This window comes from Bacillus sp. RC242 (assembly GCF_044908245.1).
In the GTDB taxonomy this organism is placed as follows: domain Bacteria; phylum Bacillota; class Bacilli; order Bacillales; family Bacillaceae_G; genus Bacillus_A; species Bacillus_A mycoides.
In genome coordinates this window covers 15,117-27,556 of sequence record NZ_JBIYCZ010000015.1, presented here as the reverse complement: position 1 = coordinate 27,556, position 12,440 = coordinate 15,117, and the positions used below count along the sequence as shown (strand labels likewise).

Annotated in this window: 10 protein-coding genes and 3 pseudogenes; 2 read left to right on the top strand and 11 right to left on the bottom strand. The window is 35.7% G+C overall.

The genetic code is table 11. The features are described 5' to 3' along the window. Positions 1–63: 63 nt before the first annotated feature. The 3 genes and pseudogenes from spoVFB to ABH957_RS23240 form a co-directional block, all read right to left on the bottom strand. Positions 64–252: pseudogene (spoVFB, locus tag ABH957_RS23250) on the bottom strand (dipicolinate synthase subunit B); the annotation flags it as partial. A gap of 102 nt (positions 253–354) precedes the next feature. Continuing rightward, a complete protein-coding gene (locus ABH957_RS23245; protein ID WP_404512310.1) occupies positions 355–1,215 on the bottom strand; it encodes an exosporium leader peptide-containing protein in 861 nt (286 codons plus the stop codon). A 45-nt stretch (positions 1,216–1,260) separates the two neighbouring features. Next, positions 1,261–1,404: pseudogene (locus tag ABH957_RS23240) on the bottom strand (N-acetylmuramoyl-L-alanine amidase); the annotation flags it as partial. A gap of 217 nt (positions 1,405–1,621) precedes the next feature. Here ABH957_RS23240 and ABH957_RS23235 point away from each other — a divergent pair. Both ABH957_RS23235 and ABH957_RS23230 read left to right on the top strand, forming a co-directional pair. After that, positions 1,622–2,398, top strand: coding sequence for a hypothetical protein (locus tag ABH957_RS23235; RefSeq protein WP_404512308.1), 777 nt, complete (start codon positions 1,622–1,624; stop codon positions 2,396–2,398). 172 nt (positions 2,399–2,570) lie between these two features. Beyond that, positions 2,571–2,894: a hypothetical protein gene (locus ABH957_RS23230; protein WP_404512306.1), complete on the top strand. Its 324-nt coding sequence runs from the start codon at positions 2,571–2,573 to the stop codon at positions 2,892–2,894. A gap of 383 nt (positions 2,895–3,277) precedes the next feature. Here ABH957_RS23230 and ABH957_RS23225 read toward each other — a convergent pair whose 3' ends face one another. The 8 genes and pseudogenes from ABH957_RS23225 to ABH957_RS23190 form a co-directional block, all read right to left on the bottom strand. Next, entirely contained in the window at positions 3,278–4,216 is a 939-nt protein-coding gene (locus tag ABH957_RS23225) for an N-acetylmuramoyl-L-alanine amidase (RefSeq protein ID WP_404512304.1), read from the bottom strand. Between the two features lie 16 nt (positions 4,217–4,232). Next, a complete protein-coding gene (locus ABH957_RS23220) occupies positions 4,233–4,463 on the bottom strand; it encodes a phage holin (RefSeq protein ID WP_098356600.1) in 231 nt (76 codons plus the stop codon). A 42-nt stretch (positions 4,464–4,505) separates the two neighbouring features. After that, positions 4,506–4,745, bottom strand: coding sequence for a hemolysin XhlA family protein (locus ABH957_RS23215; RefSeq protein WP_064056995.1), 240 nt, complete (start codon positions 4,743–4,745; stop codon positions 4,506–4,508). Between the two features lie 93 nt (positions 4,746–4,838). Continuing rightward, positions 4,839–4,982 carry a hypothetical protein gene (locus ABH957_RS23210; RefSeq protein WP_404512302.1) on the bottom strand — a complete coding sequence of 48 codons (144 nt, stop codon included), beginning with the start codon at positions 4,980–4,982 and terminating at the stop codon, positions 4,839–4,841. Between the two features lie 19 nt (positions 4,983–5,001). Further along, positions 5,002–5,487, bottom strand: a pseudogene (locus ABH957_RS23205) (hypothetical protein); the annotation flags it as partial. A 13-nt stretch (positions 5,488–5,500) separates the two neighbouring features. Continuing rightward, positions 5,501–7,261, bottom strand: a complete 1,761-nt coding sequence (locus ABH957_RS23200; protein WP_404512298.1) for a BppU family phage baseplate upper protein — start codon at positions 7,259–7,261, stop codon at positions 5,501–5,503. 55 nt (positions 7,262–7,316) lie between these two features. Next, on the bottom strand, positions 7,317–10,934 hold the full coding sequence (locus ABH957_RS23195; RefSeq protein ID WP_404512296.1) for a phage tail spike protein: 3,618 nt from the start codon (positions 10,932–10,934) through the stop codon (positions 7,317–7,319). Then, a complete protein-coding gene (locus ABH957_RS23190) occupies positions 10,931–12,406 on the bottom strand; it encodes a distal tail protein Dit (protein ID WP_404457417.1) in 1,476 nt (491 codons plus the stop codon). The genes ABH957_RS23195 and ABH957_RS23190 overlap by 4 nt, the downstream gene beginning before the upstream one ends. Positions 12,407–12,440: the final 34 nt, after the last annotated feature.

Below are 12,440 nucleotides of genomic sequence, written 5' to 3'. Positions count from 1 at the left end.
ATTTTATCATATTCTACAGTAAGAATGATGGTTTCAACAAAAATTGTACGTTTTTTTCGTTTTTTAATTCATATATCTGAATTTTTCTACAACAACAGGTTGTAATTGTTTTCCTTGTAGCGCTTCTAATACTGTATCTTCAAGTAACTCCATACGAGCTACCATTGAGTTCGGTTTTTTCTCTGGTGCATCTTGGCCGAATGGTACGAAGTAGATGTCTTTTGTAGCCATTAGGCGCATTAGGTTGACGCCAACAGGGTGATGACAAAGCTAATGAATTTTTCATTTTTCTTCTATTATATATTTTTCCTCAAGTTTAGAAAAATTGCAACGGGACTTCTTGAAAAAAATGAACTATGTCCCCGTAGGAGTTATATCCACAGCTGTAATTTTACAAGTTGAAATAGCGAATCTAAAGAGTGTAGGTGGAGGTGGAGGTGGATTTATAGGTATTGGCAAAGTACCTATCACTATACCAAGAGCTGTTTGTTCCACATTAAAACCTGTTGCGATAGAGCCATTACTTACTAAAAGATTCACTGTAGAACCAATCAGTGTATCTAGTAATTCTCTAATTGGTCGTTCACGACAATCACATTCGCACCCTAAATCGGTAGGTGGAAGTAATGTTAGAGGTGGTACTGTTAGTGAAAACCCTACCCCTATTACATCAGAAATATTGACCACGAAGGTTGTATTGCTAACTGGATCTGTAACTGTAACTAAAAAATCATTCACGGAAGTAATATTGAATAAAAAGAAACGAGGGGCTACGTTTGGTGCGTCTGCAATAGTAGCAAGAATCACAGTCTGCCCGACAAGTTGTCGTAAAACTTCCTGCATAGGGAAAACACAACAATCACAAAGACAACCTTCTGTTGCTCCCGTTGGGCCTGTTGAACCTGTTTGACCTGTTAGACCCGTTGGACCTGTTAGACCCGTTGGACCCGTTGGACCTGTTGGACCTGTTGGACCCGTTGGACCTGTTGGACCCGTTGGACCCGTTGGACCTGTTGGACCCGTTGGACCCGTTGGACCCGTTGGACCCGTTGGACCCGTTGGACCCGTTGGACCTGTTGGACCCGTTGGACCTGTTGGACCCGTTGGTAAAGTAAATGGTGGAATAGGGGGAAGTGTAGGGCCAATTATATTTGGATCTAATGCATTAGCTTGAAGTACCTCATTTGTTTTTTTTATTTCATTTTTATCAAACACATACCTACCTCCTATGAGTATACTGTATTGTAGTAACATATACAGTTACCATACATATACATAAGTTTCATTTATCGTTATATAATATGTTACCCTTTTGCTATTGTGTATCTTAAATCATAGTGAACCATCCACATTTACCTTCTCATCAATTGTAAATTCCTCACCTGTATCTACATACTCTGCCAAGACAGAGAATCGTATATTGTATTTTTTCTTCTATTATATGTCCATTTCGCAGACTGTAAATTTATTTTCATTTCCAAGCATGTATATTATATTCCTCATTAATACAATAAATGAATTCCGCGGTGAAGATAGGGAATTTATATATCTAGTATTTATAATTTATGCTATGATACAATATGTTAATTAATTACAATTACTTTGAAAAGGAGTATACATAATGAAAGCAAAGAAACTAATATGTTTTTTAGCATTACCACTTATGTTAGTAGCATGGGTAGGATGTTCTAAGGACAATACAGAAGAGAAGAAGACTGATAGCTTAAAGGTTTCAGAGTCGGGAAAGAAGAAAGACGAGTCAATAGACAAAGAAGCAGATAAGCTATACAAAGAAAAGGAAAAATTGCTTGCTGAAAAGGAAGAATTGCTTGCTGAAAAGGAAAAATTACTTGCTGAAAAGAAAGCTAAGGAAGAAAAAGAGGTAACGGAAAAGAAAGAAGATACAGATAAAAATGAAGTCTCAAACGATAAAGTAGTAAAAGAAGCTGTAATTGGAGGAGGTAGAACACTAGCTGAAGAACTAGCGTATATAGATAAGAAGTTAAATAACGAGTCTAGACACTATTCACCTTTGGAACAGTATCAAGAAGAGGTAGAGGAGACTTCTAAGGAGTTAGTAACAGCAGTAAAATCTAGTAAATCACTACTTGAAAAAGACAAAACGATGCAAACAAATAAATCAGAGTTAAAGGGACAATTAAGTGTAGTCAGCGGAAGAATGGATAGGTTAGCAAGTATAGAACCTCCTAAGGATTACGATTACTTCAAAGTGCAGTTAAGAGACGATGCAAAAATAATCAAACAGGTAGTAGACCAAGCGTTTATCGCTTTTAATGAAAATGATACTGAAAAAGCCCAAGCAAACTTAGATGCTATGATGGAGTATTTAGATACAATGGCTTTAACGTTAAATGAAATAAAAGACGCACAAAACTAAGTATTCAAAGGGTTATGTGACAATAAAACGTAAAATGTTAGCTTTAGCATTACCTGTTATGTTGTTAGCAGGTTGTACAACAGAGACATATGGACTTACACAGTCAGAGTTACGAAAAGTGGACAAAGAATATTAATCAAGTAAGCTAACGATATAACAAGGTGGTTATTTCATGAGTTATGATACAGTCGCACCCTTACAACGTATGCAACAATTACAGCAATCAGAAGCTGTTGCTGGAAAGAGGATTGTCTTGCAACGCATGTTTACGGGATTAGATATAACGTTGTTTATTATTGTATTAATCTTAGGCATCCCCACTTTTTCAATATCTTGTATATTATTTTTAATTTATTATTTCTCAATAACTAAAACATACTTAGTGAAGAATGTTGCTACTGGCGAAAAATTCAAAGTGGATAAACAAGATTTCAAGCAATATAAAAAGGAATTTAAAGCGAAGGAAAAAGAAGTTAGAAAAATATCTGATCTATAATCAGATTTAAAGGACGGTACATACCAAATGAAAAAGAACTCTAACTTTATGAAGGTCGTTCGTTCAATATTTAACGCATTTCGTTTGTTGAGTAAAATTATAAATCCTATATTAAAGGCATTATCTAAAAGTAAATTTTAAATCTCATAAAAACAAAAATCCCCTTCTGCATATAGGTGCAAAAGGGGATTTTTTTCAAATTAATCTATTCGTTCTACAGATACTGGTTCATAGATAAATAAGAAACGGTACCTTTACACTAACATCTGCAAAGATGAAAATCAATATATAATTATCTACATATAGAACCAGATAATAATTTTTGTTCATAAAACTTTTCTTTTGTAAAAAAAGAACTTCACATTTACATCCATATAATTTTTTTACCTTTCAAACTTTACATACTCATCTGAAACCCATTGATCACCACCAACATTATACCAACCATCTCTATATCCCCAAGACTGATATCTTTCACTTTGGTACACGTTTTTTACAATACCGTAGTTTGTTCCTGGTCCAGTACGAACGCGTAATACATCTGCTGTAATAGTAACTACCCCTACACCATCATTTGAAGGTTGCGAAGTTGTGGATGATTGTCCATCCGCTTCGAAATGTAACCACTCTGAGTTTTCGTAAACCCACTGATCGCCACCTAAATTAAGCCATCCTCCAGAACGTCCCCATACTTTATAGTTTTCAGGTGCATTTAGCTTTCTAATTGAATCATATTGAGTACCTGGTCCTTTTCGTAAGTTCACGTTTTTACCAGTAATATAAACAACACCTGTCCCACTTGTAATTGATGGTTGTGGAATCTGTGGTGTTTCTGGAATTTGAATTGTTACACCAGAAACTAATTGTTGTTTAAACCACTGCACACGCCCTTCATTAATCATTCTATGAGGGCAATACTTTCCATTTCTCTCTTGGTGTGTTTTAACTTTAGAAATTGGAATATTAAACATATCCATTAACTGACGGATTACTTGAATTGCATTCAATTCAGCTTGTCGGTATCTTTCCCCACCTGACATAGAATAACAAATCTCTATGCCAATACTATTACGATTACCCGGTCCATTCCCATCACCTGCATGCCAAGCATTTCTATTAAACAGAATTAATTGAATAGCTTCTTTATCGTCTACAACGATATGGAACGAAGTACCTGTACTATTATTAGCGACGTTGTTACGTTCGTTTAATGCTGTAGCATCATTATAAGTGTTGTGGAAGGTAATTTCCGTTGGTGTCATAGGATATGGACATAATACTGAATAACGACTTTCTGATACTAACATTTTTTTGATTTCCATTACTAAACATCTCCTCTTAGTGTAAGTTATTTTTTTCTAATACATCTTTTTGTTGTAACCCTTTGTTGCTCAAATAGTTGTTCTTCCAAGCCATATATAAAGTGAAAGCGCCTGTAATTACAGCCACTAAATCATTCGTGATTTTGTCATCAATCGTTTGGTATCCCACAAGATTTAAGACACTATTAATCACAGCAATTACCAATACAACGTAGCGACTAATTGAAGCTGCATCTAAATTTTTCATATTCTCACTTCCTTTCAAGTAAAAAAGTGACCGTATATACGATCACTTCCCTGCGAATTTAAAAAGAGCCATTATCCCACCGGTGATAATAGCTCCAACTACTGTAGTACCAATCCAAAACACTAACTTATCTAATCGATCTACACGCATATGAGCACTTTTTGCTGATTGTTGCGCTTCAATGGCTACTTCTTTTACATTTCCTAAAGTGTCGAGTTTTGTTTCTACCCTCGTCAGTCCAACAAGTAGTTCTTTCATATCATCATGTTTTAGTTCAGCCATCTTTTCACTCCTTTATGCAAAATAAATAGAGAAGCACATAATATGCCCCTCTTAATCTATAAAAGCCGTATTTTATACAAAATAAAAAGCCCACTATTGCGCGCTTGTAATTAAGTCTTCTCTTTGGTTTTTAATTAGATATAAGTCAATACCACTTTGTAAGTCTGAACGCTTTGAAATAACATAATCGTATGGAAATGCTTCATCAATAACCCTTTGAGCTAAATAATTTGCCATCTTACATCCCTCCGAGTAATAATTCATCTAGAGCCTGTTGCATTAAATCCTGTTTGATTTTCAGTTTTTCTAACTCCGATGGTTCCTCTGGTTGCGGTTCTTCAGGCTTTGGCTCAACTGTTTTAACCCATTTACCGTCCACAAACTTAGGATAATAAATACCGTCAGGACAAACTTCTAAAGTACAATTCTCAGGAATGTCAGGCTCATAACCTATAACAACATCTTCTTGATAAGGTACTTTAATAGGTTCATAATCTACATTTCTCATTATGCAATCAGGACAATCGTATTTATTGATTGGTTCTTCTGCATCCTCTTGATCAGGCACATAAGTACCGTCCACAATTGATTGATGTAATGAGCATAATTTCTCTTCTGTGATAATCTCTTTTATTTCTTCTCGATAGAATGTTTGTTTCTCGAGAATCGCTTTCTCTTCCAAAGGAATCATTTTTGTGAACTTTCCATCTTTGTCATAACAATAACCGTAATATTTAGCCACTTAAAGCCCTCCCTTAGTTTGCTACGTAGGTAGCTACAAGCTTAATTCGTTTTCCTGCTGTAAATACGTTAATTTCTCCATTCCACGATACATTAACAGAAACAGGTGTACCATCATTAGAAAAACACATAAAACTTAAAGTATTAACTGGGCGCATGTCCGTTGGAAGTGTGCATACCAATGAGTTAGCAGAACCTTCATTTCTAGTTATTTCCATACGAACCGTTACGGTATTACCTCTTCTATCGGCTATTGGCATATAGCTAGCATTGGCGTTTGTAGCATCCGCTGTCAGAGTTAAATTAGCTAGTCCGTCTTTAGCTTTAGTTACAATGTTGGTGTTTACCGCATGTACATTGAACGTATCTGTTGAGGGAGTGTATTGCCACGCTGATTTATTGGTTACTTCAGAGAATAATGCTACCGCATCAGCACCGCCGTAAATATAGTGCAGTTTTCCATCTGCTCTTCTCCACCCATATGATCTATTAGACGTTGATGCATCCATGTAAAGACTACCTGTCATCGTGTCTCCATTTTTCTTTAACAGATTTGTATCTGCGTTCATCGTGAACGTATTAGTAGCACCTTGGTACTCCCATACGAATTTATTCCCTTCAGTAGGATGAACACTTTGCATAATTAGTTTGTTATTACCTAATTGCGCTCTATGTTTAAACTCGTAATCTCCCGTTTTAAAACTTAGATTTTTATCAACGGCCATCGTCAACTCACCGTTAACTGTTCCGCCTCTATCGTCAATTTGTTGAATCCAAGGACCCCATGACGTATTATTCATAACTCTTACCCAAACCCTAGGAGTCGCCGTTGCTAAAGTAGTAGCTACTTGTTTCACGAACCCCACGGACGCATGACGAGAAACTTCAATGTAATAGAATGTAGAAGTTGCCGCCGCTCCTTCAGGGTTATTAGCTAACCTTTGACCGGAATATATACCACTTTCGATAAGGTTATTTAAATCTTGATCGTTGATGTTATTTGTCCGTCCATCCGGTCTAGTGTAGGTGCTGAATATATCCGTTTTTTTGACAACACCGTTTTGACTTCCTCCAACATATACAGCGTTAGCCCAGTCTCTTGTGCCACCTCCCGGAGTTAATTCTGCAACGATAACTATTCCTTCTTGAGATTTAGCGAGCCACACTGATTTAGTTGCAGTTCCGTCTCCTTTAAACAATAGCTGTTGCGTATTTAGCGGTAAATTGAATCTAAGTTCATTGTCCAATTCTAATACACCAGTCATTCGGTCTCCGGCTTTTTTAACTGCTGCATCTGCCTTAGCTCCAGCTGCAATAATACCGTCAATATCTACTCCTTTAAGTTTCTCCCCTGCTTCAATCGCTTTTTGGATAATTGTAAATTCGTTTGTAGATTCAACGGCACCATTACCTGAATATGATTGTTTAACAGTAAATCCAAACGGTTCTGCATCTAACTCCTGATCCTTTTCAAAAATTCGAACTTGCCCATACACATTCCCTGCTGCTGCTAGAGTTTGTGTTTTTAAGATAATTTGATATTTCCCTTTCATTGCATTAATCGGTTGCAAATCTTCCTGAAACACCGTTGTACCGTCTGGCTTTCTAAAAGTGATTCGAACCGCTATTGCTTTGCTTAAATCTAATTCCTCTCCTTGATTTGTTATATTTAATACTAATTTAGCGGAATTTTTATCACCTTGTGAAAAACGTATTTCTTTTGTGGATATCTCATCTACTAAATCTACAGTAAGTTCTCGTGTTTTGAATGTCATAAAATCACTCCTTTATGCAAAATAAAAAAGACCAGCGTTTGCTGCTCCCTTGGTTTTAACTAATTAATTTTTGAAGTAATGCTTTCATTTCTGATACATCATTTTCAAGTGTTGCTACTCGCTGTTTGAGTTGTTTATTCTCTTCTTTAAGTTCAATATATATATTTTGTGTTGCATCGATTGCAAGAGAAACTACAGGATATAGATTAATAGCTTCCTTTTCTACTGTAGTAAATACATCATCAGAATCCTCTGCTATAAACCCATATTGTAGAGGGATATCTTTAACAGTAGGTAATGGATCTCCTTCTTTTCTGTTCTCCCTCATCTCATACAATCTATCCATATCAGACTTAAAGTAATACTGTTGCACTTTAAGTCCCATAAACTTATCAAGTGAATTAATTTCAATATCCTTAATAGCTGTTTTAATCTTTCTCGTAGATGTCTGTTGTAAGGATACAGCCTTAATATAACGAGCTTCTAAATCCCTAAATTCATTACCATTAACACTTTTAATTTGAAGGCTACCTTGATAACCAGAGGCGTGAGAAGACCTCATTAGAACATAAGCAAGTCTAAAATCAGCATTCATATCATCGTCTTTTATACCAGGTGCATTTTGCTCACTTGGTTTGTTGGTTTTTGAAAAAGTCCAGTTACCATTACCAGATTCGATATATACTTCTTTGCTAGCCTTTATCCATGCATAACTAGCCGCATTTACATACACACGACCGCCATAAGTTCCAGCAATACCTTCTGTTCCTATATAAACATCATTTTTAGACTGTAAAGTAAGCCTTCCATCAGCACTTATATTCATATGCCCGCCATCACGATAGAATGTAATTTGTGAACTTCTAGAAAATTCATTTGTAGTAGGGTTATAGTATGCAACCATACCTAGAGTTGCATATGATGTGTCAAAATCATCTACTCCATTTACCCTTGGAGTTACTTGTGTAAGTGCAAATGAACCGTTCATTGACCCCTGCGCACTGTCTCGCCCTAAAATAAAAGTTGGTTGGAGTCCTCCGTCTGTTGATCTATCATAAAACCCTAAAAATCCACGTATTTCATTTTTATCATATAGACGTATGTTTTGTTTATTAATCTGAATAAATCTTTGTTCGGAATCTCCTGTAGTCTTTAAAGTCACTCCTTCTAAAACTTGTCCTTTAATATGATTTGCTGTAATAAAACCTACTAAGTTAATCTTGTTCGCATTCAATGTAATATTCTCTTTACTCATATTGAATGCTGCGATTACACCGTTTTCTTTTACCGATATACTAACGCCTTTTTCTGTTAGCTCAAGGCGTGATTCCATATCTCTTACATAGGAATCTTTAGCAAATTCTCCATCTGCTTGCGTTCTTGTATATACTTCTGTCTTTTTTGCTGCTAAATCGATACCTTTCTCATTAACACTAAAACGGTTATCGATCATAGTCATCTCTTGATTAAATTGCTCAGTTGCAAGCTTGTTAGCTAATTCGGATAATAAATCTTCTTTATTTTGATTAACCACATTCTTCAAATCAGGAATTTTAAAGCCAGCAACATAATCCTCTACTTGCTTAAGTTCAACTTTTGCTCCAATTGCCGTTGCTTGTTGTTCAAGTTTTGTGTTTGCTTCAGTAAGTTTCTTACCTTGATCTGAAACTACATTGTTTAAACCGCTCACTGTGGAAGATAATCCGCTTGCTGTTTGTTCCACAGTAGTAATACGCTGATTGAACCCAGTTTGATTGTTTTGGACAGTTGATACAGTAGATTTAACACCTTCTACGCTCTTTTCAATATCGGTCGTTTTTCGAGTGAAAGTTTCATTTAAAGTATCTGTCTTTTTATCTACACTCTCTAATTTTTCAGTAATTTTACCAACTTGTTCTTTAATCTCAGTAGTGGTTTGCTTTAAAGTATTAGTTGCTTGTTGCACTTCAGAGATTGTTTTTTTTGTGCCTTCCACAGTTGACTCAACTGTATTTAATTTATTACTGATTTCACTATCTTTTTTAGTTAACGATTCAATGGATTGTTTAAATCCGTTAGAATCCTGTTCAAACTTAGTTACCTTCTTATCAATTTCACCTTGTTTATTTTGTACATCTGAAATCGTACGACTGACGCCTTGTAAGCTTTCCTTCACTTCATTGACTTGTCCTGTGGCTTGATTTTGTGCTTCTTGAACTTTTTTATTCAACTCTGTTTTTGTGGACTCAATATCTTTATTAACCTGCTCAAGTGTTTCTTTTTTTACTGATTCAACGTCTGGTACAACCGATTCCCAAGCTGTACCTGTCCATATTTTTAAAATACCAGGCTTTCCATTGCTAATATCACGCCAAAGTGTTTTATAGGGCTTTAATCCTGTTGTCGGCGGATTCTTAGCTTCTATAATTTCAACGGTATTATTTTTAAGATTCTCTTGAACCTTTTCAGCAAGTGTTTTGGCTGCTTCTGATTCTTTTTGTGCATTACCAGCGGTTTCATTAGCTTTTTTTACTAATTCATCTAGCTGATCTATCATTTCTTGCTTATTACCTAATGAACTAAGGATACGGTTATAAATCTTTCTTAATTCCTCATTTGGGTCAACAATTTCGCGATAATCACCAAATACATATTTATCTTGCAATGGATTTTTATATGATTCATCACCAGCAATTGTTCTCGCTTCTAAATACAATTTTGGTGTAAAACCTGTATCCTTAATTCGAATTGAATCTCCCTCATTGATTAACTCATGAGCTAATCCGAATACTCGCCCTATACTTTGTGCTTGAACATCATACGTATAAGATGTATTTATACGTTTTGCTAACTCTGTTTTCATAAGAGTCATTAACCGTTTTGGCGTTATGTCTTCTTCTGTTTCTGGAGTATAAAAGCCAAATTTATGTTTACCTTTTTCATTCCATCTTTGGAATGCATCGCTGTCCACAAGATAAGGAAGACCATTATTTATTTCAGTAATAGTAACAAACTCTCCGCCTTCTTTTTTCACGAAACCCAGTAAGGCTGTACAAATGTTTTTAGAGTTCTCAATGCGCTTAATCCCCATCAAATCTTTACCAAGCGTTACTTCTTTTCCTGTTTCTCGACCACGCTTCTTCACCATATCTACATAACGCCCAACAACTTGAGAACCTACAACTTCAGCACGATATTGAATTTCTAATTCAAATAATGAAGCTACTTTTTTAAGAAAAGACAGTGGATCAATAAATTCATCAATTGTCATAGAATGGAAACTAGCGTATTCCAAATCTCCTTTTTTCCACTTTGTACCCGCAAGAGCGATATCCACCATTTCAATTACTGTCTTACCTTCTAGTTTTTGTGGAGGGATAATTCCCGCTTTAGCAAGTTGAATCCATTCTCCTGATGCATAAGCGGTTACTGATCTATCATCAGAATTCTTTTCAATTTCAGTAATTACATATGGAACGATACGCCCATCCCTTACTTCTTTTAATACTAAGTTTTGTTGCATAAGTGTTGCTGCATGTTTCGTGTTATCAAATACTTTAAACTCTAAAGTATCGATATTATTCTTGATTTTCCAATGACGTTTATCATCCCAATAATCTTTTGGTTGTATAGCCGAAACGATTTGACTAGTCTTAAAATCAATAATATGCAAGACTCCACTTGGTGTTCTCATCTAAATCGCTCCCTATATTTAACCCTGGCTGTTCCGATATCAGAAGGCATGATTTCTAGTATATTAGTACCTTTATTAATGACAGGGAAATTACTGAAAATGTCTTTAATATTAATCGCATCCTTCCCTTCAATCGTTACATGACTATTTTCTGTATCAATCACAACTTTATCGCCGACATCTACTATATAAGGCGGTGTGTTTTTTGTATTTAAATTCACTTTCCAAAACTTTAAATCACTAACGGACATCGCTTCTACTGGCGGTACATCTTGCCATTGCATAATACTAATCTGGATTTGTGCTGCTTTTTCCATGTGATAGTTATTTTCATCTGTCCACCGTGCAAAACGTTCTGAATCATCTTTTCCTGTCCCAGGAATAAATTTTGAAATATAGGCTTCCCATACATTCCCAATTCTAGCTATCCACAATCGACCAAAATATTGATTCCATGTATTTGGATAATCACCGCTCTCATAAATCAGTCCTGTTTTCCCTGGTTTGTTATCGTATCCGATAACCATCGTTCCAAAATTTTGTTCAGCTTGCCAATAGAGATCATTCATAGCAATTTTTGAAAGTACCTTACTATTTTCATCGAGTATTGCTATCTCAACTCGTCCCATTTCATTGATTTTCTTACTCTTACAAGTAACGTAGGCTTGCATAATAAAATCTTGTACTGGACCACCAGGTATACTCTTTTTAACAGCTGCACCATGCCATCCTTTACCTGTTCCAGTACCGAAATCAGAACAATAAAATTGATATTTATCTGATTTCATTTCACCGACTGGCTCACCATCTTCCATTGCACTGACTTTACTCCACCCTACAGTGGTAGCCATTTCATCCCATAATATTCGTTGATTCCTTTCTACAGGCTTTTCCACAGTTTTTAGTGGCATTCCGATACGAAAATAATCTCGATCATTTAAAGATATCCCACCAAACCATACATCTAAAAAAGTGTTTGGTTTCGTAATGTCAATCTCAATAATAGGATTAGAATGAACAGTTCCTTTGTTTTGAACATTTGCCATCAACCCGCGTGCACCTGTTTGAAAATCTACTATTTGAGTAGGTCCTAATTTATAAGGCATTGGACAAGTAAACTTTAAAGTACCTTTACCTAACGTAACGAAATCATCAGGATTAAAATCTTCATCAATCACAGCCAAATATGTTCTTTCAGGAGTTGCATCAAAAACTAGCTCAACCGCTTCTTCTGTAATTAACCAAGCTGCTATTTCTTCTTTTAACGTTTCTAAATCCGTTCCATCTGGAACGATAATTCCCACAGGGACAGGAAGTGGACGAGGATCTGTTTCCATTCCTAATAATCTTGCACCTGGATATCCAGGTGTTTTTAAGAAATTACGTTTTAGAGGTGCCCATGTTGGTGGGCTCCATCCTTTTTCTATTTGGATGTATTTTTTCCGTTCGTTATTAAATGTAAAAGAACTCATTTTCCCACCTCATTTCTTTATAAAATAAGAGAAA

Bases quoted from the DNA above. Each gene is read 5' to 3' on its own strand.
- ABH957_RS23200 (WP_404512298.1), bottom strand. From the start codon at position 7,261: ATGACATTCAAAACACGAGAACTTACTGTAGATTTAGTAGATGAGATA.
- ABH957_RS23215 (WP_064056995.1), bottom strand. From the start codon at position 4,745: ATGGCTGAACTAAAACATGATGATATGAAAGAACTACTTGTTGGACTG.
- ABH957_RS23225 (WP_404512304.1), bottom strand. From the start codon at position 4,216: ATGGAAATCAAAAAAATGTTAGTATCAGAAAGTCGTTATTCAGTATTA.
- ABH957_RS23235 (WP_404512308.1), top strand. From the start codon at position 1,622: ATGAAAGCAAAGAAACTAATATGTTTTTTAGCATTACCACTTATGTTA.
- ABH957_RS23195 (WP_404512296.1), bottom strand. From the start codon at position 10,934: ATGAGAACACCAAGTGGAGTCTTGCATATTATTGATTTTAAGACTAGT.
- ABH957_RS23190 (WP_404457417.1), bottom strand. From the start codon at position 12,406: ATGAGTTCTTTTACATTTAATAACGAACGGAAAAAATACATCCAAATA.
- ABH957_RS23210 (WP_404512302.1), bottom strand. From the start codon at position 4,982: ATGGCAAATTATTTAGCTCAAAGGGTTATTGATGAAGCATTTCCATAC.
- ABH957_RS23230 (WP_404512306.1), top strand. From the start codon at position 2,571: ATGAGTTATGATACAGTCGCACCCTTACAACGTATGCAACAATTACAG.
- ABH957_RS23220 (WP_098356600.1), bottom strand. From the start codon at position 4,463: ATGAAAAATTTAGATGCAGCTTCAATTAGTCGCTACGTTGTATTGGTA.